The following is a 19,456-nucleotide window of genomic DNA, read 5'->3' as shown; positions in this document are numbered from 1 at the left end:
TCTCCCCGGCTTCCGTCTCCGCAGGCACCTTTTGAATTATATATTTTTTGGTCTCCACAAAAATTTAAACAAAGGAACCGATCAATAATCGCGTCTGTGTAGCTACCAGCTGATTTCAGTTACCTGAACAGACAGCTGAGTCTCATCAATAACTCACGCGCTCAGTTGGTGTAGTTTTAGCAGCCAGACTAACACTACGTCGATCGGCTCGTACAGAACCAGCGTTATTGGTATCTGGTTTCGTCAAAACGATTTGTCGTATGGCCGGGGCGGGCTCCGAACCCGCGATCTCCGCATAGCCCAGGTATGAGGCTCGGCAAGCCTCTTGGGGGCGGATGCTTCCAAGGCAATACCGCACCGAATCTCAATTACCCTATGAGTGCGGCGCTATGTCCAGCTAAGCCACCCGGCCTCACCTCTACGTATTGCGATCATACTCTTTAACCTTCTCATCTCGGTCGCCCTCGGTATACTAACGCACAGTCTCTCTGTAGCCGAATGGAGTGGGTAATAATCACCGCGAGACCCATCGGATTTATGCTGTGCGCGAAAAACTGCACTCACAATGAGTTTACCCGAGCTGCTTACTGGTCGTCTTGAGGGTGAAGAAATTATCGAACAGATCCCACTTGGTGGCGATGACGTACTTGTGGTAACGCCAACACAAACCGTTGTCTACCGGGCAGAAGGTTTGTTATCGGACGAATCAGTCGAAACGTATTCACATCAGGCTGAAAAGATCAGTGTCTCTGTGGGTCGCCGGAAAGCCAAAATCACGCTTAAATATGGCCTTGATGGTGAGGACACGCTTGCACTCCCTGCTAAAAAGGTTGATACTGTTCTCGAACCGCTTGTTGCTGGTGTTCTCAAACACACTGGTGCAATCGAGCCAGATGAGACCGTGTTTCGACTCTTTCGATTCAGTGACCTCTCGCTGGTTATAACAAGTAGCCGGCTCGTGAAACATATCGGCACGGCTGTATGGGATCTTGATGCCGAGCAGTATCATTACGATGATGTAACTGACCTCACGTTCGAGGATGGTAGTGTCGCCACATCGATCGTCCTCACACTTAATGGCCGCCAAGAGCGATTTAAAACGCCGAATGAGGATGCTCGAGCGGTCAGCGAGACGCTCTCGGAAGTAATTTGTGCGCATCACGATGTTGAGAGTCTCGAAGAGTTCCGGCTCACGATCGAAGAACAAGCGGAAGACGAACCTGAAGAGATGCCCGATGACAGCAAAAGTTCACTTGATTTCGGCGATGGTCTCACACCGCTTGGTGCCGATCGGAATGATTCACAAACACAGTCCGAGTCTGAAGGAGCCCGAGAGACAACTGCAAGGGAATCTACTGCAAGCCACTCACAGTCTGCGGAGCTCTCGCTTGAAAACTCGCTCTCAGAAGCGGAGCAGACTGAAGCAGATGCATTTGAAGGGTCGCCGTTTGAATCCGCTGGGCCAGTTGCTGACGATGAACTTACTGCACAGGTCAAACAACTCACAGAGACGATTGAGAAACAGGCCGAGCAGATCGAACGCCAAGGCGATCTACTGCAGACGCTTATCGAAGAGCTCCGGCGCGGCCGATAATTGAACTGAACTAAAATGGTACTACGTCTCTCTGCCAGTTACTTTTCGAATGCATGAGGACCCAAATGGCCCCAGCTCACCGGATTCAAATCTGATGAAATGACCGCTTGAGATTCCTGCACCACAGCGACGACAGCTAAACTCACCCTCTCGGACAACGACCTGGCTTTCAAACCGAACAAAAGTCCCTCCACGCCGTGTCTGTATCCGTGCCCCATCGCGTCCGATAATCCCTCGTTTTTCGGCCGTGTCAAGAATCTCCCGAGTTAGCTGAGGGCTTGTGGTAATTGTTTCAATCCGATCGATTACTGCCGACAGCGCAAGCTCATCCGTCTCGAGATGTGCAAGCAGCTCAAGCGCGAGCTCTTTCTTTCGTGCTCGCTCTGTCTCATCTGTTGACCGATCGGTCACAGTTGTGATTTACGATCAACAATCAAAACGCTTACTCAGAATCCGCGGCGATCGAAGACAGAAAACGTATATCGACTCGTTTCAACGGACACATAGATGGACAGCTGGGCAGTCATCTCTTGGATTCGATCCCATCCTCGAGCGGTTGCTGGGATGACCACACTCTGCCTTGTGCTCGTCCTCTCAGTTCTCACCGATCCTGGCGTCATTCTGCACTGGCTGGATAGCACCGCTGAACAGCCCTTCGTCTTCCTCTTGCTTCTGACTGGATTTGCACTCATCCGACCGGCGCTTGCATGGCCAACAACACTCATCCCGATCGCTGCGGGCTATGCAATCGGTGTGGGTGGGATTATTCCATCTGCAATATTGCTCACACTGACTGGCCTCGCACCGTACCTTGTTGCAAAACAAACGGGCCACAGCGGTCGTATTGGCACTGCTGGTAAAGAGCTTGTCTCAATAACTGGTGGTTTTCGTGGCGTTGCTGCAAGCAGGCTGTTTCCGCTTCCATCCGATGTTGTCTCGATCGGAGCCGGAGTTGCAGGCGTTCGCGTTCGAGCCTACGTCGCAGGAACGTTTGTCGGTGAGTTCCCGTGGGCGGTTCTCGGTGTTATTATCGGCATTTCGATCGACCAGCTTGTTGCTGGCGAGGTAACAAGCGCGTTCGATCCGTGGCTCCTTGCGGGTATGAGTGCCGTTGGTATCATGCTCCTTGCTGGGCCGCTGTATCGGCACATACGTCCACTACCGGTTCGTGGATAACCCCTACTGCTACTTACTCTACTCTAACAGTGATTGTCCAGTCATCACCGGTGGCTGTGAAAGCCCAAGCAACTCAAGCAGCGTGGGTGCGAGATCACAGAGTGCGCCACCGTTTCGAATACGCCGATTGCCGTCCGTTAGTTCAGGAGTCAGATAGATGATCGGAACAGGATTGAATGTGTGGGCCGTGTGTGGCTCTTCAGGAGTCCCCATATCATCCGCATTGCCGTGATCTGCAGTAATTAGGACATGCCCACCAGCAGCAGTGATTGCATTTACGAGCCGTCCAAGCTGTTTGTCAACCGCTTCCACTGCACTGACAGCAGCGCCAAAGTCGCCGGTGTGACCAACCATATCAGGGTTCGCATAGTTGAGCACCAAGACGTTTGGATCGTCCGTCCCGATTACATCGATCGCCGTGTCTGTCACAAGCGGTGCGTTCATTTCCGGCTGGAGATCGTATGTCGGGACCGCAGGGCTCTTGACGATCTCTCGGCGTTCCCCACTGAACGCTACCTCTCTGCCACCATTAAGGAAGTATGTGACATGTGCGTACTTTTCTGACTCTGCAAGCCGAAGCTGTGTCAACCCTGCGTTCGAAATAACCTCACCGAGGGTCTCAGTCGGCTGCTCCGGTGGGAACGCAACCGGTAGATCGAACGTTTCGTCGTACTGCGTCATCGTCACCAGATTCGTCTTCGGTGGTGTTGTCTCAAACAGCCATTCCGGTTCTATATCTGCGAGGAGTCGAACAAGCTGCCTTGCTCGATCCGATCGGAAATTGAAAAAGACGATCGCATCTCCGTCTTCAAGCGCTGCACCTCCGTCGATCGTCGTTGGTGGAATGAACTCATCGGTTTCACTACGCTCGTAGGCTGCTTCGACTGCCGCAACTGCTGACTGTGCGCCGTATTCGGCCTCTCTGGAGACGATCGCATCGTACGCTCGCTTCGTTCGATCCCAGTTTTGATCTCGATCCATCGCGAAGTATCGACCGGACACGGTCGCGACCTCTCCGGTTCCCACGTCAAGGATTGTCCCTTCAAGATCGGCAAGATATGTTGCACCGCCGGTTGGCGAGGTGTCTCGTCCGTCTGTAAACGCGTGCGTCACTGCTGGGACGCCCCGATCGCCTGCCATCTGTATCAGTGATTTGAGGTGCTCAATATCTGAGTGTACCCCCCCATCACTGACGAGCCCCATAAAGTGGACCCGTCCATCATTCTCGATCGCATACGAAAAGGCATCGTTGACGGCTTTATTAGTATTAAATGAGCCATCCGCAATCGAGTCACCAATTCGTGTGTATGACTGCTTGACAACTCGTCCAGCACCGATATTGAGATGTCCAACTTCGCTGTTACCCATCTGCCCATCAGGCAACCCAACAGCCCGTCCATCTGCTTTGAGCGTCCCATATGCGCCCTGCGTGGATAGCCGATCGAAATTCGGCGTTGCTGCGGCTTTGACCGCATCGCGTCGATCGTGATCTCCGAGTCCCCACCCGTCGAGAATAATGAGTGCAGCGTCCATACGGTGATACTGTCCCGCGATCCGTAATTACGCTTCGTTTCCCACAGGAACTGACTGTTCAAATTCAGTGCATACAGCACGCCATGCCGCAATTATGTCATCATCAGATATCGTTGCATCCGCAGTTGTGATCTCGTCATGGTCGTCCAGCCATGCAACGGTTCGTTGTACGCCACTCTCAAATTCGACGGTATATGTAAATCCAAGGTCCGCCTTTGCTGCACTGTTATCGAAGACTGTACTATATTGGAAATGATCGCGTAACATTGTGGTTCGATCGGGTGCAACACGCAGGAGTAACCCAGTTGGAATGTGAACCAACACCGGTTCTGGAGCGTCTAGTGCCGATGCGACACGCTTGTGATACTGATTCCACGTCATTGTCTCCTCGCTTGTGACATTGTACGTATTGCCACCAACCCCATCCGCTTCAACTGCCCCAACAAACGCGCTTGCCACGTCATCTCTGTGGCACGGTCCCCAGAGTCCGGTTCCATCCCCATGGACGACGATCGGCTTGCCCCTCCGGATTCGATCAAGATAGCTTGTTCCCATTCCAAATGTATGGACCAGCGTCCCTGTCTCACCGTACGTGTTCCACGGCCGAACTGTTACAACATCAAACGCACCATCTGCGTCTGCCTCGGTGAACACATTCTCTGCACTGATTTTCCCGGCAGCATACTCGCTCACTGGCGTGCGTGGCGATGCTTCCGTTACTGGGTTCTTCGGTGGTGGCCGTTCATACACATCAACCGTACTACAGAAGACGAGCCGATCGATTCGGTTTTTGAAAGCCGCAACCGTTTGTTTTGCCTGTGCACCAGTAAAACAGATCATATCGATCACGCAGTCTGGAGATTCGGCCCCCATCGTGCGCTGGAAGGCCGCAGTGTCATTCCGATCGCCATGAAGCTGTCTCACCGTCGCCGGAAGTGTGGCTGCTGTTTCGCCTCGTGTGTACGTCGTAACGCGGTGACCATGATCGGTGAGTTGGCGAACAATTGCGGTGCTAATCAATCCGGTCCCACCGAGGACGAGAACATCCATGACCTGATTTTATTTTGAACGGTCATAGCTATCCGGTTGCTCACCGATAGTGAACACTCATATTCGCTGCGCGTCTATACTGCACTATGTCGATACTCAGGCGGCACTCATCTTATTCTTTTGTCACAAAATCAACGGGGTGTTTTTTGAATGGGCAGTTGTGATCTGGGTGAGTATGCAGATCTATCTCCGGACCAAGCTCGAAAAGTTCTCTATGAGGTGATGAAAACGGACGAGTCGTTTGCGTGGAAAGCAGATCATGCACTTGAAATTGGAAAGGCGTATCTGGACGTTGAAAACGGACATCTAACCCGTATTGATCGGGAGGCAGATCACTGGCAAGCGATCGCAAGTACCGATTCACCGGATGGTAAGGTTCCTGTCGGAGTGATTGTCGACCTAGGTACAGCCTACTGTCGACGAACAATCGAGCAAGCGGAGCCGCTCATTCTACACGATGTACGAGAAGCTGGTTGGGAGGACGATATTGCTGTTGAATCATACGGTCGGTACTGCTATCATGGGACTTCGATTATGATTGAAAACGAACTCTACGGGACGCTCTGTTTTGTCTCAGATAACCCGCGTCCAATAGATTTCACAACCGACGAAACCATGTTTGCAGAGCTTATTGGTCGAATGCTTGAACATGAACTCGAACGCCGTCGTATCGAAACCCAACTTGAGAATCTTGATCAGTTTGCAAGCGTTGTCTCTCACGACCTTCGTAACCCATTAAATATCGCACAAGGGCGGATTGAACTTGAGCGCGACCGGAATGACTCAGAACATCTTTCGAAAGCTGCCTCCGCACTTGACCGGATGGAGACGATTATTGCAAACGTGCTCACCCTTGCACGGCAGGGTAGACAGATAGAGATGCTTTCAACGGTCTCGCTCTCACAACTGGCGACTCGCTGTTGGGAGATGGTTGATACGGGGCAGGCGTCGGTGACAATTGAGACAGAACTGGAGTTTCGAGCAGATACCGACCGGATTGAACGACTCTTCGAGAATCTCTTTCGAAACGCGGTTGAGCACAGTACCGACCCTGTTACCGTTCGTGTTGGAGTGACTGCAGACCCAACCGGTTTCTACGTTGAGGACACTGGACCTGGAATCGAAGCAACCGACTACGATCGGATTTTCACATCCGGTTATACAACATCGAAAGATGGTCTCGGATTAGGGCTTGCGATCGTAAAAGGCATTGCAGACGCCCACGAATGGGACATTACAGTCACCGAAAGCAGCGAGGGTGGTGCTCGGTTTGAGTTTACGAATGTCGTTGTGCATCATCCAGAGCGTAGTCGCTAGCGGCTCTTGTTGAGTTCGCCCAAATATATAGGATGATTGACGGTCTTTTCTTTGTATGACTCGTTCTCGTGCTGTTGGCGCGTTCGTCGGTCTTGCGTGTGGTGATGCGCTTGGTCGACCTGTTGAGTTTCTGTCTCCAACTGCGATTCGATCGAAACACGGAGATGTAACTACACTGCTTGGGAATGGAACACACGGACAACCTGCTGGAACCGTGACTGATGACACTGACATGGCCCTCTGTATTGCCGAAAAGTTAGTCACAACCGAAACGTTCGTGCCTGCGTTAGTCGCCGATCGATTTATTCAGTGGTATGAAACGGACCCATTTGATATTGGAATGCTCACGGCTACCGTATTACGTCGGCTCTCTCAAGGCGGCTCATGGGACACTGTCGGTATCGAGGAGTGGGCATTCCTTCCAGAAGGACAGAACGCAGGCAATGGGAGTCTAATGCGTTGTTGCCCATATGCGCTTGCGTTTACTGATCAGCCCGACTCACTGACGACTGTGAGTCGTGTCTCATCCGCAATTACGCACGCAGATCCGCGCTGTCAGTGGGCGTGTGTGTTGTTGAATTTCACACTTGCAGGATTACTCCGCGGTGACGATCGGCCGCTTGAGCGAGCACTCGATCGGACGCCTACTGCGCCAGCCGAACTTCGCGAGGCTGTGCTCGATGTCTGTGCGGTATTGAATGGCGATCGAACCCGATCAGAGCTGTCACTTTCGAACAGCGGTTACGTGGTGACGACACTCCAAGCAGCGCTGTTTCATGGGTTAACTGCGGAAACCGCTGAAAAAGCAATTGTCGATGCGGTCATGATGGGTGGTGACACTGATACGATCGGTGCGGTGACTGGCGCAATTGCTGGTGCTCGATTTGGTCAGCAAGCACTCCCCGATCGATGGGTCAACGGAATCCCCGAATCGAACCGTATACAGACGCTTGCAGAGACACTCTTTGATCAGGAGTTCGGGGTCGATCGATCGGCTCGTGAGTTCGTTGAATCGGGTGCGCTTAGTCTGTGACAGCGGCGACAGCAGGTCGTTGCATGTAATTAGTTCTTGAAATCGATCGTCCCTGGTGATCGATCGGTTTCACGAGCGTATTCGCGAACACCAACGCCGTTCAGCCGAACGGCGACGTACGCTTTCCGCTCAGCTCCAGTAAGAAGTGACAGATCAACAGAACTGTTTCCGCCGAACTCTGAGAGGCGAGATTGACCTCTCATAGCGCAAAACCCCCGAAATTAGGTAGAAAATCGTCGACTAATGCTAATCGAAGTACAGTGTCGGGGTGCGTTATGCGCTGTTCCCGTATTAGATGAGATAGACGTTTCTCGAATTTGCTGAAACGTCGAAATTGGTTGGCTGGGGAGCTGTCCCCACCAATTTCCCAAGGCCAAAAAACGCCTTGGATGGTAGTGGGCCAACGCGGATTTGAACCGCGGACCTCCCGGTTATCAGCCGAGCGCTCAACCTGACTGAGCTATTGGCCCAGGGTGGCGCATTTACTCGTTGCGTGGGATGCTGTTTAAGACTTTCTTTTTGCTATCACCGTCCCGTCATACGGTTTCAGTTACCATAGCCGATCGCTCACACACGTCACTATCGATCGAAATACCACAAAAACATGCCACAACGTATTCACGGAACTACCGACTGCTGTTCGATCCAGACGATCGATCCTCGTCCGTCTCTACGGTATCAAAATCAACATCAACAACATCATTTGCTGCTCGGTCTTGGCGGTTGTTGTCTTCCGTCACATCCCTATTGCTGGCGCCAAATCCAGTATCCGCTTCACTTCCAAATGGTGATCCCTGCGCCTGCCCTTGCCCCTGGTTTGGGAACCCGAACGTGTAGACGTTACCGCTCACAAATCCACCGGAGCGTTTGTCGAGGTACGGTTTCACCACAAGCCGCTTCAACAGTTCACGGATTGGGTACCGCGTGGGGGGCAGTGTCAACAAAAACCCAATTAGGTCTGTCACTAGTCCTGGTGTCAACAGAAACGCTCCAGCGGCGATCAACAGGCCACCATCGAGCAGTTCGTTCGTTGGAATATCTCCTGCGGCAAGTTTTTTTTGTGTTCGACGGATTGTGGCCCGTCCTTCTGCGCGAACCAAGAGCATACCAAGCAATCCTGTAAGTACAACGAGGGCGATCGTCTGCAACCACGTTAGGAGCCCGTAGCCAACGATCGCCACAAGGACAAACGAGTCGACGAGGGGGATGAGAAGTAAAAGCGCGATCAGATAGCGCGTTCGCATACGCGCATCTTCTCGCTCCGGTGTGATAGCCCTTTTGTCACTGGTCGACGTAGGTTATTCTTGTGACGATCGGTATCTCGAAGACCTTACACCCGACCATCACCTGCAACGGTGTATGAGTGACTCGACCCGGGTCGATTGGCGTCAGTGGGGGGTTGACGCATTTGAGGAGGCAGCCGAGACAGACACACCAGTGCTCTTGTTGCTTACTGCAACATGGTCCGAAGAGTGCCATGAGATGGATGCACGGACCTTTGCTGAGCCACGGATTGCTGCACATGTGAACGATCGGTTTATTCCGGTTCGAGCAGACGTCGACAAACATCCACGCGTCCGCGAACGTTACAACATGGGGAGCTTCCCAACCGTAGCGTTTTTGACACCAACTGGAACGCTACTGACTGGAACAAGCTATCTTCCCCCCGATGGGTTCCGACAGGTGATTGAGCGCGTTCGTGACCTGTGGCGACAGAAAGGAGCCGACTCGGGGCGGATTCCGAGAGCACTTGCAGATGAGCCAACGCCACGTGATACACTCTCGCATCGAATTGACGAACATCTTGCCGGTCAACTAACTGAGCAGTTCGATTCCGAATACGGTGGGTGGGGAACGGATGCAAAGTTCCCACTGCCACGGACGATCGAATTCGCACTCAAACGTGAACAACATACCGCAGTCCGTACGCTGGATGCGATCCATCGTCACTTGTTTGACAGCGTTGACGGCGGGTTCTTCCGCGTTGCGGCAAACCGCGATTGGAGTGGTGTTCGCTATGAGAAAACGATCGAAGAGAACGCAGCGCTCCTCCGTGCCTTCGCAAATGGATATCTCTACACTGGTGATGACGCGTACAAACAGACTGCTGCACAGACGATCGAGTTTCTCACTGACGAGCTCTGGACCGGCGTAGGCGTTGGTGGAAGCCTTGGTCCGGGACAAGGCGCAGCTTACTACGGCGCATCCGCATCCGAGCGTGAAGAACTGACCGCCCCTCGTCGAGACCTGACCGTTTTTGCAGGCGGAAATGCACTCGTCGCAGATGCATTATTGACCTACTATAGCTACACCGACGACGATCGTGCGAAAACGTCCGCTGAGCGGATTCTAACTGCAATCGAAACCGAACTGCTCGAAGACAACGAAATTATCCACTACGTCTCTGGTGACGAGCGTGGTGAGTCACTCCTGTTGTCTGACACCGCGCAGGTACTGAGTGCGTGGACAACCGCGGTACAGGTGCTTGGTGATCACACACGTCTTGAGCGTGCAACGGCGATCGCCGACCAGGCAATAGAGAAACTATTTGTTGGCGGGTCCTTCTCCGATGGCCCAAACCGAGATATTGGACTGCTTGATCGACCGCTCCGACCGATCGACAGCAGTGTCGAACTCGCAGATGCGCTGTTCGAACTTGCAATCCTTACAGGCGAAGATCGGTACCAAGAGGTCGCTGTTGAGGCAATGGAAGCGTTTGCTGGTGCATGGGATCGTATGGGCGTCCACATCGCAAGCTATGGCGCAGTTGTCACGCGACTACTGGACGACCCACTTGTAATCGAAATTGGGACCGAACCTGGAACAACCCTTCACCGTGCAGCACTCCGTATCGCTGATCACGAGAAAGTAGTGATTCCAAATGCATCAACACCACCGGATGGGGAAGCGATCGTCCGTGGTTCGGCCCAAGACACACCGATCACGACACCGGATGAACTACTAGCACACATCGAAGATGTTGTCTGAAACTCTTTGAGATACATACGACGACCGGACAGGCCATAGCTGGCCGTTGAGCAGCATATATATTCTTGTGAACGTAGAGTAAATGTGTGGATCTGTTTGAATGTGGTGAAAACAGCAATCTGTAACTGTGAAGTTATTGTAGGAGTTATGGACACAACAGGCTTCACTATTGTAAGAGATAGATTCCGCCCATCGAAAATGACTCACTTCACGTCGAGTATTACCCGATGGGAACTGACGAAGGTGAGATTGCATCAGAAATGGGATATATTTCTGGTGCATATATCGGACTCATTAATCGGGGTCTTGAAACTGAGCAGATGAACGTTACTGCGCTGGACTGGATGGACGACAGCGACCTTGCGTATTGGTACGTCGAAACCGAGTGGGTTGATGAATACCTTGATGGTGATATCGACGAAGATGAACTGTCAATGCGAATCCTGCTAACACTCGAAATGGCTGACGAATCGTAGTTGTCAAGAATTTTGAACGTAAATTCTGGGTCTCCTCCTCGGTAGATTATAAACTGCCGTAGAGTTTTTGTACGTGTAGTGGATGGTACATATATGGCAAGCTTACGTGACCTTGGGCTCTCTGAGTATGAAGCACGATCGTACCGATCGCTGCTTCGGACAGGGCCAACAACCGCAAAAGAGTTGTCTCGGACAAGCGATGTCCCAATGGGCCGAATCTATGATGTACTGAACAGTCTCGAACAGTATAGTCTCGCCCGCAGTCAGGCGGCAAGCCGACCAAAAAAGTACGTTGCAGTAGAGCCAGAAGCTGCGCTCGATCGGCTCCTCGAAAATAAACAGCGCGAACTTGATCAGCAGGCAAAACAGTACCAAGCAGTTGTTGACACATTAGTCGATGAGCTTGACTCTGCTGAGCCGATTAGCGGCCAATTCTGGACCGCTGCGGTCGGTAATGAGGAAACACTTGATCTTCTGATTGAACGAATTTCGGCTGCAGAAGAAGAAATACGGATGATTGCAAGTTCACCTGGCTCAGGGTTTGATCTCGGGAGTGTTGGCGACCAGGTAACAACCCGACTTGAGTCTGCGCTTGATCGCGGTGTTGATATCTCACTACTGATGTCTCGATCGCTTGTCTCTGATCTCCCACCAAGCGTTGGCCGAACGTATGCAAATCGGCTCGCAGACCACCCACGATTTGAAGTCCGGGTTGCGGACACCGTTGACGGAACGTTCAATATCATCGATGGGACGGAGGTTTGTATTGAAGTTCCAAATCCACTTGATCCAGAGCAGCCGTTTGCAATGATTGATCTGAAGGACCCAGACTTCGCGACTGATGTTACAGACGTATTTGCTCCAAAATGGGAGCAAGCTGAACCGCTGAATCTATAAATTCTGTCGCAGCAATCTATACAGAACCGTTGAGCTCTTTTCGAAGCTGTCCAACCGTCACCTCACGCTCTGCATGCGCATTGTGCTGATGAATCGACTCATCGTTTGACTGTTTCATTTTAACAACCGCGGTGTCTGGAAGATGATCGAACTCCTCAACAACACCCTCTGCGATCGCACGAACACAATCCTCAACGAATTTTGCATCCGAGTGTGCGGCAAACGTCATGTGGTCTTCGTCGGGACGCTTTGCCATATTGTAGATTCGTGCACTCATCGAATCGCGAGCAATATCAATAATATCACTAAGATCGACGTCGGGTGACCCGTCGCTCGAAACAGTGAGTGTTGCGTGGCCACGCTGGGAGTGACCCGGTTGTGGGACGCGTTCGAGGAACGTATCGATCGTCTCTCGGTCGACATCAAGCGCAATAAGCTCCTCGCGAGCGCGGGATTCTGACATCCCCTGTGAACATGGACAGACAGTCATACCAGTGACTTCCGCGCCAATTTCTTCGCGAGTTCCCTCATCGGTCGCGATCGAACTTGCAATAATTGTCGCAGTGCTTTGGGTCGGACGATTGCTCGCTGGTGTATTCTCTTTTGTTACCAACTCAGCGGACATTCGGACTTCTGCGGTGGAGGTGTAGTCATGTTTTGCAAGCAGCCGTTCTGCAGCATCGCCACAGACATCTTCGACACGATCGAACTCACCATCGGTTGCGTCTTCGAGAATCTCGTCGATCGTTTCCATGTTCCGGCTCATGTCGATTCCTTTCCGACCACCCGGAAGGTCGACAAATACCTCAAACTCAGCCATAAGAACGATTGGGCGCTTGTCTGCCCGTGCAAGTTTGACTAGCTTCTCGACTCCGGTAACTCCAACCTGACTAAGCCCGACCGCAATATCTGGACGTGTTGCTTGGACGTCGGGCAATTGATGACTCATCATGTGACAAAAAGGACGGCAATTGATTAGGAGTTTCGATCAGTGAAGTTTTCGGTGAATTAGGGCCAATCATCCCGACCGGATGAATCGAAGGGATCCTCTTGTGGTTCAGGGTCCACAACAACCCATCCAGCAGCGTCTGCAGCGTCTGTAACATGCAAAAACTCCCAGCCACATTCTGCCGCCATTGATTCATCCTCTTCGGTACTCCCGACATACACGTGTCGATCAGTATCGAACTGCCGTTTGACGTTCTCAAGGCTCTCTTTAACACCGCGCGGCCCTGAGAAGAAATCTTGCCTGATCCGCTCTTTTCGCGTAAAATTGGTCACCACATACGTTGGCTGTTCGCTGACGACACCAACGTATTTAGTCCACTGTCGAGCATCGTTGAACACATTGTTCGGCTCTTGTAGCTGTTTGAGCGCATCCAACTCGAATGCGAGCGTCATTGTGCCGCTGTTATCGCCTCCGCTATCCATACAGGTGTATTTTCAGCCACAGACAAAAACCGCTTCGTATCTGAGAGTACTCACTCCTCGGCTACCGGAGCTCAAAGTAGTCCGTAAAAACGAGAATATCACCTCGATGCAGCTCTTCGGTCTCCGTCAGTAGCTGTTGGGTTCGCTGAGAGCCACAACAAACCCGAGAGAAGATCGTTTCTTGAGCCTGTTCTGAAAGTTGGTCAATATGTGTGACACGATCGCTTTCGGTTACGGTGTCTGTCGGTACTAATCGAAGATCAACACCAAGTGTGTGGGTGTGTGAATCAGATCGAGACATGTGTTACCAAATAACATGAACTATTATAAAGATTACCCTGACTGTCGGTACTGACAGCCATTACCGTATTAAAATAACAGAATAAGGCAGTGGTTACTGCTCTTTTGACGGTGCAAGATCGTCCACTGAGAATCCTTCCTGCATGAGGATCTCTTTCTGATCGCCGATCGGTACCTCATCGCGCATAAGTTTCTTGTACGCGCTCTGCGGGGAGAGATCACCGATGAGGACACCACCAACGATTTTACCGTCTTTGATCGCAATGCGCCGCCACTCAGTGTCGGAGTGCTTCATTTCCGCAGAGTCATCACCAAGCGTTGGGTGACCGAATGAGAGGAACGGGAAGTCAAAGTGCGTAATCGAGTACGAAGAGACCCAGCGGAACTCTTCAGACTCTGGATCGATCATGTTCTTTGCTGCGATCGTTCCCTGCTCTTTTGCCGATCCCCATGCGCCGTTCTGTGCGTATTCGCCGAGAATCACGTCGTAAAAGCGTGTCAGGTCACCGGCCGCATACACATCCTCGACATTCGTCTGCATGTACTGATCAACGACAACACCGTTGTCCTGTTTGACGTCGGTGTCTTGGAGAATTTCTGTGTTGAAGTTGAGCCCGATCGCAATTCCAACAAAGTCCGCACCGTAACGATCGCCGTTTGGGTCAATAGCCGCGGTTACGTGGCCGTCGTCATCCACTTCGAAGCGATCGACGCCGCTTTCGAACACTGGCTCAACGCCGCGCTCGCGCATTGCTTCATGCATGATCTCTGCACCCTCTTCGCTGAGTGCGTAGCGCCACCAGGCGTTTCCTCGCATGAGATATTTTCCGGAGACATCCTGGGCACCACAGATTGCAGCGAGATCGATGCCGAGCAATCCTGCACCAACAATGACTGCATCATCTGCGGCTTCCATCCCGTCTTTGATCTGACGTGCGTCCTGGAACGTCCAGAAATGGCTAATACCGTCTGCATCGGAGTTCTCAACTGGAAGCTGCGTTGGCGTGCCACCGGTTGCCACAAGCAGCTTGTCGTACTCAAGCGTTTCACCCTCGTGAGTACCGACAGTGTGTGCGTCGGTATCGATGTTGGTTACGAGCGTGTTAAGTTTGAGGTCGATGTTGCGCTCATCATACCACGAGTCATCGTGGATTGAGATCGGCGCTTCAGGAAGTTTGCCTTTCGCGAACTCTTTGATGAGAATACGGTTGTACAATGCCTCGCCTTCGTCGGTGATGACGGTCACGTCGGCATCTGGGTCCTCTTCACGGAGGGTCTCTGCGGCGGAACTCCCCGCGATCCCGTCGCCAATGATCACGTACGACGCTGTCATACCCTCGAATTTGTATTCGGGGTTAATGTGGATTGCTATCTGAATGATCAACCGTGAACAGTTGTCACACCTCACAAATATTACCAGCGTGGCGTTCAAGATGACGCAGCCCCAATGTGTGAGTAGCAATGAAGATACGCCAGAATCCGCGACACTGGGCTGCAAAAAAGGCACTCACAACGCCGGGAATAAGTACGGTCGCAAACTACGGACTGGTCAAACTGCATACGAAAATCTTCCTTGGGAAGGCCGACGAGGATCGACGCGAGGAACGCCGTGCACACCTTGACGACTTCTTTGATGCAACAATGGATACGTATGTTGCTGCGCTCGATGGAGGGTTTTCCGAGGCTGAAGCCCGAGAAATCACGCACATCCAAGCAAACTTCGACTTCTTCAACTATGGCTGGACAGAAATGATGGAGATCCCGGCCGACGAGTTTGAGGAACATTTCGATCGCTACGGAGCGTTTTTCACTACCCACGAGATCACGATCGACGACCCACTTGGAACATTCAGACCCGCTGGCGGTATTGCAACCGCACCGAAAACACTGGAAAAACTGGACGAACCGGAGTATGAGAACGCGATCGACGGCTTTTCAGATAACGTGTATGCTGAAACACCTGATGGCGATGTTGTCGTCGGTGGCACAGCCGAACCGGAGAACATCGACCCGACAAGCGCCCCCGGTGTCTCGACAACTGAAACGAAAGAACACACAGAATGAGATCCTCCTCGCTGTTCACGGCAGGGCTCTCTCCTTGATCCAGGTAGGTATACAGCTAACACCACCACATAAAATGGTTGATGAGGCTGAATCTATCCAGTACTATTTTATACGACTTCATTTGATGTATAACTGATTCGCGCAGATGGCATCGGTGGTGGGAGTGATTCCGGGCTCACAGTTTGATTAAGTAGCAATATCGTATCTCTCTCAACACGATCGCAAAATATGAGGTCACGTCAGTGAAACAGATACGACATGATGGCTCCGGCGCTCTTTTTTCTGCTATCGAGCCTGTCGTTTCTGAACTCAGTTGGCGACCAACTGCAGTTACACAAACACTTGAACAGTGCCGATCGGCGCTAGAGTGCCCCGCTGCGACAATTATTCACCGAAAGCCCTCTGGAATCCGGTTTATTGCTACGTGTGGTGACCGGGCGATCCTTCGTCAGTTTGCCACACAAGCAACCGATCGGACAACAAGTGCTTCCCACGGTACTGATTTCAAATCATGCTGGCAGACCAACATAGCAACGGAACACATAGCGGGCTGGTGTAGTGCTTTATCCGATCCATCGACTGATACGACTGATGTTGAAATTTGGTTATTTGCCGATAGTAGCACGGCGATACCGTTCGATACCGCTGTTACGGGACCGCTTCAACAGTGGGTGAAAAAAGAGATTCTCGAGAATTCGACAGCAGTTGAGACAACCGACAATACCCCCCAGACGCTTCCAACAGCCTCACAAGGTCCTGAAACGATCCTATATGAACAACTATTGGCTGCCACTAATCAGATGGTCTATATTGTTGATGAACAGGGAATCATTCGTGTTGTCAGCTCGTCACTTGCTGAACAGCTTGGATATGACGTAACGGAACTCCGTGGCAAGCCGCTTTCTGCGATTCTGTCACCGTCACAATTTAAGACAGCGGTTCAGATACAAACGCAACTCCGTGAGCATGCACAACACAATCCAGCAGAGCCGAGTCCGATTACAAGCCGAACGTTTGTGTTAAAAACAACTACTGGGGAGGAGCTCCCTGTTGAAGTGGAGGTAACGTTGCTTCCCCTGGATGGCTCTGCGGGCCTTCGAGGAACGGTTGGTGTTGTTCGAGATATTAGTGAGCTGAAAGCAACACGAGAGCAGCTCACCGCCGAGCGAGATCGGTTTCGAGAACTGTATGAAGGTCTCCCGGATCCTATCGTTGAGCTACAGTTTAGAAATGGCCGATCGGTTATTCGGTCGGTAAACAGTGCGTTTGAGGAGGTATTTGGATACACTGAAAAAGAAGTTCAGGGGCAACCCACAAATGAGTTCATTGTTCCCGACACGCAGAAGGCAGAGGCTGAACTGATTGACATCTCTGCAGCACAAGGAGAGGCTGTTAGCCGTGAAGTGATTCGTGAAACAACTGCTGGTGTTCGGACGTTCCTGTTACGGAGCATCTCGTTTGCACATAGCGAAGAGCAGCGCGGATTCGCGGTGTATACAGATATCACCGAACGTCGGAACCGAGAGCGGTATCACGAGGTATTAAATCGAATTCTTCGACACAATTTGCGGAATGATTTAAATGTCGTTTTGGGAATTGCAGACCAACTTGCTCGTCAGGACCCAACTGAGACGGAGACCGTTGACACACTTACAACACAGCTTACCGATCGAATTATGGGCCTTGCGGAGACAAGTCGGGAAGCAAGGCAGCTTGAATCGATCATTAATCGACAAGGACCAACAAACGAACCGATAGACATCGCAGCACTGACCACCAGTATCTGTGAGTCGTTTTCCGAGCGATATCCCGCTGCAGACATCCGCACAGATGCACCCAGTCACTGCATCGTCTCTGCTGGAAACTACCTTGAAACCGCGCTCACACACCTCCTTGAGAACGCAATTGAGCACAACCCATGTTCACAACCGTACGTTGAAGCCAACGTCACAGAACGGGAGAGTGACGTTCTCGTGAATATCAAGGATAACGGCCCTGGCATTCATGAGGATGAACGGCAGGTGCTTGCAGGTGATAAAAAGATAACCCAGCTTAATCACACAAGCGGGTTAGGGCTGTGGATCGTCAAATGGACTGTTGAATCCTATGGCGGTGTGCTTACGTTCGATTGTCACACTGCTGGAACAACCGTCAAAATTACTCTTCCGAAACCAGCGTTGGCGTAACAAACGGATCGGTCCCCGACTGTCCTGGCTCTCGGTTGCGCTCTGCAATCCGATCGGCACATTCGAATCCTGCAACAATTCCACCATTAAGACTTCGCTCTGGGTACTGCGCGTGGCTTGCCATCCCGGCATAGTACACCCCTGGTGCGATGTCCTCACCTAGATCGTATGGAACAATTAGCTCCCGATAGCCACGTTCATACACCGGTGCTGCGCGTGGATTTCGAGCAATCTGTACCGACTGAACGCTCGTTTGATCGAACTGGGGAAATAGCGTTTCGATATGTGAGAGCCACACTGATTCGACCTCGGAATCTGTCATCTGCCAGAGCGGCTCATCATATGATTGAATGTAGCTTGCGATGTAGAGGAGATGGTCACCACCATACCGATCAGGCGAGACAAAATTGGTATGCTCGATCAGCGCCCCAAATGGTGCGTCGTCCGCAATATTGAGCCAGTAGGTGTCTGTGAGCGGCCCATCCATGGTTACAACAGCACAGACCGCTCCTTGGAAATCAATCGCACAGGTATATCCAGTGAGTGATTCAAGCACGTTTGGCATCGCTGCAATGATCGCTGCAGTGGAGTCATGCACTGCCGTTTCAGTCGGTGTCTCAACAGTTACTGACGTCACACCTGTTTCATTGTATGCAAGGTCTGTCACACGCGCGTTCGTTGTAATATTCTGTTCGCCGACCGCATCAATCAGCGCAGCTAGAAGCACTTTGAAGCTCCCATCGAAGTAGCCTAGAATCTCGCCACGAAGGAGATCGCGCTCACCACGGAACTTGATACGGCCCAAAAGCCACGCCGCAGACACGTCGTCTTTCCGATCGCCAAACTTAGCATCCAAAAGCGGCTCAAAGAAGTTCTCGTACACACCGCGTGTCGTGTGTTCGAGCAGGAACTCACCGATCGGAACATCTTCGAAGGCAGCCAAATCGTCGTAGGTGTCAAATCGTGGTCGGCCACCGCGGATGTCGATCTCCTGTGTGAGGAGTGTGAGTCTGAATTTATCGTAGAAACTCATGTGTGGATAGGCGAGTATCTCCCATGGTTTATCAAGTGGATGAACAGTTCCATCGACGTAGTAGGCGTTTTTGCCGATTTTCCACTCGAGATGATCTGCAACGCCAAGCTCATCCGCAAGCTCAACGATCGTTTCTTCCGATTTTGAGAGGTGGTGATAGTACATCTCGATCGGATCGCCGGCTGTTTCATACAGTCCAGCGAGGCCACCGACCTCGTCTGCAACTTCAAAAACGTGCACATCGTGACCGTGCTGTTGGAGGCGATAGGCGGCTGCAAGTCCAGCAATGCCGCCACCGATGACCGAAATCATACTGATGTTCTGTGACGACTCGGTAAGTGGTTTGTGGCTTCTCTATCGGTTACACCAGAACCGATC

General features: G+C 51.8%; 19 protein-coding genes and 2 tRNA genes. 9 read left to right on the top strand and 12 right to left on the bottom strand.

From position 1 onward, the window contains the following. Positions 1 to 261 precede the first annotated feature (261 nt). Positions 262 to 412, bottom strand: a tRNA-Met gene (locus AArcSt2_RS06930). A 153-nt stretch (positions 413 to 565) separates the two neighbouring features. On the opposite strand from AArcSt2_RS06930, the gene AArcSt2_RS06925 reads away from it, so the two are divergent. Then, positions 566 to 1,594: a DUF7115 domain-containing protein gene (locus AArcSt2_RS06925; RefSeq protein WP_250583531.1), complete on the top strand. Its 1,029-nt coding sequence runs from the start codon at positions 566 to 568 to the stop codon at positions 1,592 to 1,594. A 21-nt stretch (positions 1,595 to 1,615) separates the two neighbouring features. On the opposite strand, the gene AArcSt2_RS06920 is transcribed toward AArcSt2_RS06925, so the two are convergent. Then, a complete protein-coding gene (locus AArcSt2_RS06920; protein ID WP_174652143.1) occupies positions 1,616 to 2,005 on the bottom strand; it encodes a DUF5830 family protein in 390 nt (129 codons plus the stop codon). 96 nt (positions 2,006 to 2,101) lie between these two features. Here AArcSt2_RS06920 and AArcSt2_RS06915 point away from each other — a divergent pair, with 96 nt between their 5' ends. Further along, a complete protein-coding gene (locus AArcSt2_RS06915) occupies positions 2,102 to 2,770 on the top strand; it encodes a TVP38/TMEM64 family protein (protein WP_174652142.1) in 669 nt (222 codons plus the stop codon). Between the two features lie 18 nt (positions 2,771 to 2,788). Here the strand turns inward: AArcSt2_RS06915 and gpmI are convergent, their stop codons facing one another. Together gpmI and AArcSt2_RS06905 are read right to left on the bottom strand one after the other, a co-directional pair. Next, positions 2,789 to 4,303: a 2,3-bisphosphoglycerate-independent phosphoglycerate mutase gene (gene gpmI / locus AArcSt2_RS06910; protein WP_250583530.1), complete on the bottom strand. Its 1,515-nt coding sequence runs from the start codon at positions 4,301 to 4,303 to the stop codon at positions 2,789 to 2,791. Between the two features lie 27 nt (positions 4,304 to 4,330). Further along, positions 4,331 to 5,353 (bottom strand): NAD-dependent epimerase/dehydratase family protein, encoded by a 1,023-nt coding sequence (locus tag AArcSt2_RS06905; RefSeq protein WP_250583529.1) that lies wholly within the window; start codon positions 5,351 to 5,353, stop codon positions 4,331 to 4,333. Between the two features lie 150 nt (positions 5,354 to 5,503). Here AArcSt2_RS06905 and AArcSt2_RS06900 point away from each other — a divergent pair, with 150 nt between their 5' ends. Further along, on the top strand, positions 5,504 to 6,670 hold the full coding sequence (locus AArcSt2_RS06900) for a sensor histidine kinase (protein ID WP_174652139.1): 1,167 nt from the start codon (positions 5,504 to 5,506) through the stop codon (positions 6,668 to 6,670). A gap of 55 nt (positions 6,671 to 6,725) precedes the next feature. Further along, positions 6,726 to 7,703, top strand: a complete 978-nt coding sequence (locus AArcSt2_RS06895) for an ADP-ribosylglycohydrolase family protein (protein WP_250583528.1) — start codon at positions 6,726 to 6,728, stop codon at positions 7,701 to 7,703. Positions 7,704 to 7,732: 29 nt separating this feature from the next. Here the strand turns inward: AArcSt2_RS06895 and AArcSt2_RS06890 are convergent, their stop codons facing one another. The 3 genes from AArcSt2_RS06890 to AArcSt2_RS06880 form a co-directional block, all read right to left on the bottom strand. After that, positions 7,733 to 7,906 carry a hypothetical protein gene (locus AArcSt2_RS06890; protein ID WP_250583527.1) on the bottom strand — a complete coding sequence of 58 codons (174 nt, stop codon included), beginning with the start codon at positions 7,904 to 7,906 and terminating at the stop codon, positions 7,733 to 7,735. A 193-nt stretch (positions 7,907 to 8,099) separates the two neighbouring features. Further along, a tRNA-Ile gene (locus AArcSt2_RS06885) sits at positions 8,100 to 8,173 on the bottom strand. A 156-nt stretch (positions 8,174 to 8,329) separates the two neighbouring features. Continuing rightward, positions 8,330 to 8,947, bottom strand: coding sequence for an FxsA family protein (locus AArcSt2_RS06880; protein ID WP_250583526.1), 618 nt, complete (start codon positions 8,945 to 8,947; stop codon positions 8,330 to 8,332). Between the two features lie 115 nt (positions 8,948 to 9,062). On the opposite strand from AArcSt2_RS06880, the gene AArcSt2_RS06875 reads away from it, so the two are divergent. The 3 genes from AArcSt2_RS06875 to AArcSt2_RS06865 all read left to right on the top strand — a co-directional run bounded on the left by AArcSt2_RS06875 (position 9,063) and on the right by AArcSt2_RS06865 (position 12,064). After that, complete coding sequence (locus AArcSt2_RS06875; protein WP_250583525.1) at positions 9,063 to 10,691, top strand: DUF255 domain-containing protein; 1,629 nt, start codon at positions 9,063 to 9,065, stop codon at positions 10,689 to 10,691. 182 nt (positions 10,692 to 10,873) lie between these two features. Next, entirely contained in the window at positions 10,874 to 11,167 is a 294-nt protein-coding gene (locus AArcSt2_RS06870; protein ID WP_484549543.1) for a DUF8159 domain-containing protein, read from the top strand. A 93-nt stretch (positions 11,168 to 11,260) separates the two neighbouring features. Continuing rightward, complete coding sequence (locus AArcSt2_RS06865) at positions 11,261 to 12,064, top strand: TrmB family transcriptional regulator (protein WP_174652134.1); 804 nt, start codon at positions 11,261 to 11,263, stop codon at positions 12,062 to 12,064. 16 nt (positions 12,065 to 12,080) lie between these two features. Here AArcSt2_RS06865 and mptA read toward each other — a convergent pair whose 3' ends face one another. The 4 genes from mptA to AArcSt2_RS06845 form a co-directional block, all read right to left on the bottom strand. After that, the gene (gene mptA / locus AArcSt2_RS06860; protein ID WP_174652133.1) at positions 12,081 to 13,013 is read right to left on the bottom strand and encodes a GTP cyclohydrolase MptA; all 933 of its coding nucleotides are present in this window, start codon (positions 13,011 to 13,013) and stop codon (positions 12,081 to 12,083) included. 59 nt (positions 13,014 to 13,072) lie between these two features. Beyond that, the gene (locus tag AArcSt2_RS06855; RefSeq protein WP_425493652.1) at positions 13,073 to 13,465 is read right to left on the bottom strand and encodes a DUF7124 domain-containing protein; all 393 of its coding nucleotides are present in this window, start codon (positions 13,463 to 13,465) and stop codon (positions 13,073 to 13,075) included. Positions 13,466 to 13,556: 91 nt separating this feature from the next. Beyond that, complete coding sequence (locus tag AArcSt2_RS06850) at positions 13,557 to 13,796, bottom strand: hypothetical protein (protein WP_174652132.1); 240 nt, start codon at positions 13,794 to 13,796, stop codon at positions 13,557 to 13,559. Between the two features lie 93 nt (positions 13,797 to 13,889). Further along, positions 13,890 to 15,128, bottom strand: a complete 1,239-nt coding sequence (locus AArcSt2_RS06845) for an NAD(P)/FAD-dependent oxidoreductase (RefSeq protein ID WP_174652131.1) — start codon at positions 15,126 to 15,128, stop codon at positions 13,890 to 13,892. Positions 15,129 to 15,256: 128 nt separating this feature from the next. On the opposite strand from AArcSt2_RS06845, the gene AArcSt2_RS06840 reads away from it, so the two are divergent. Continuing rightward, the gene (locus AArcSt2_RS06840; protein WP_174652130.1) at positions 15,257 to 15,859 is read left to right on the top strand and encodes a DUF6149 family protein; all 603 of its coding nucleotides are present in this window, start codon (positions 15,257 to 15,259) and stop codon (positions 15,857 to 15,859) included. A gap of 242 nt (positions 15,860 to 16,101) precedes the next feature. Beyond that, on the top strand, positions 16,102 to 18,045 hold the full coding sequence (locus AArcSt2_RS06835) for a sensor histidine kinase (protein WP_250583522.1): 1,944 nt from the start codon (positions 16,102 to 16,104) through the stop codon (positions 18,043 to 18,045). Here the strand turns inward: AArcSt2_RS06835 and AArcSt2_RS06830 are convergent. Further along, a complete protein-coding gene (locus AArcSt2_RS06830) occupies positions 18,017 to 19,390 on the bottom strand; it encodes an NAD(P)/FAD-dependent oxidoreductase (RefSeq protein WP_250583521.1) in 1,374 nt (457 codons plus the stop codon). The genes AArcSt2_RS06835 and AArcSt2_RS06830 overlap by 29 nt on opposite strands. Positions 19,391 to 19,456: the final 66 nt, after the last annotated feature.

Origin of the sequence: Natronocalculus amylovorans (assembly GCF_023638035.1) — an archaeon.
Classification (GTDB): domain Archaea; phylum Halobacteriota; class Halobacteria; order Halobacteriales; family Haloferacaceae; genus Natronocalculus; species Natronocalculus amylovorans.
The sequence above is the reverse complement of the archived record's forward strand: the minus strand, read 5'-3'. Positions and strand labels throughout refer to the sequence as shown.

Excerpts from the sequence above, each read along its gene's own strand:
- AArcSt2_RS06925 (WP_250583531.1), top strand. The coding sequence starts at position 566 with ATGAGTTTACCCGAGCTGCTTACTGGTCGTCTTGAGGGTGAAGAAATT.
- AArcSt2_RS06915 (WP_174652142.1), top strand. The coding sequence starts at position 2,102 with ATGGACAGCTGGGCAGTCATCTCTTGGATTCGATCCCATCCTCGAGCG.
- gpmI (WP_250583530.1), bottom strand. The coding sequence starts at position 4,303 with ATGGACGCTGCACTCATTATTCTCGACGGGTGGGGACTCGGAGATCAC.
- AArcSt2_RS06905 (WP_250583529.1), bottom strand. The coding sequence starts at position 5,353 with ATGGATGTTCTCGTCCTCGGTGGGACCGGATTGATTAGCACCGCAATT.
- AArcSt2_RS06900 (WP_174652139.1), top strand. The coding sequence starts at position 5,504 with ATGGGCAGTTGTGATCTGGGTGAGTATGCAGATCTATCTCCGGACCAA.
- AArcSt2_RS06895 (WP_250583528.1), top strand. The coding sequence starts at position 6,726 with ATGACTCGTTCTCGTGCTGTTGGCGCGTTCGTCGGTCTTGCGTGTGGT.
- AArcSt2_RS06890 (WP_250583527.1), bottom strand. The coding sequence starts at position 7,906 with ATGAGAGGTCAATCTCGCCTCTCAGAGTTCGGCGGAAACAGTTCTGTT.
- AArcSt2_RS06880 (WP_250583526.1), bottom strand. The coding sequence starts at position 8,947 with ATGCGAACGCGCTATCTGATCGCGCTTTTACTTCTCATCCCCCTCGTC.
- AArcSt2_RS06875 (WP_250583525.1), top strand. The coding sequence starts at position 9,063 with ATGAGTGACTCGACCCGGGTCGATTGGCGTCAGTGGGGGGTTGACGCA.
- AArcSt2_RS06865 (WP_174652134.1), top strand. The coding sequence starts at position 11,261 with ATGGCAAGCTTACGTGACCTTGGGCTCTCTGAGTATGAAGCACGATCG.
- mptA (WP_174652133.1), bottom strand. The coding sequence starts at position 13,013 with ATGAGTCATCAATTGCCCGACGTCCAAGCAACACGTCCAGATATTGCG.
- AArcSt2_RS06855 (WP_425493652.1), bottom strand. The coding sequence starts at position 13,465 with ATGACGCTCGCATTCGAGTTGGATGCGCTCAAACAGCTACAAGAGCCG.
- AArcSt2_RS06850 (WP_174652132.1), bottom strand. The coding sequence starts at position 13,796 with ATGTCTCGATCTGATTCACACACCCACACACTTGGTGTTGATCTTCGA.
- AArcSt2_RS06845 (WP_174652131.1), bottom strand. The coding sequence starts at position 15,128 with ATGACAGCGTCGTACGTGATCATTGGCGACGGGATCGCGGGGAGTTCC.
- AArcSt2_RS06840 (WP_174652130.1), top strand. The coding sequence starts at position 15,257 with ATGAAGATACGCCAGAATCCGCGACACTGGGCTGCAAAAAAGGCACTC.
- AArcSt2_RS06830 (WP_250583521.1), bottom strand. The coding sequence starts at position 19,390 with ATGATTTCGGTCATCGGTGGCGGCATTGCTGGACTTGCAGCCGCCTAT.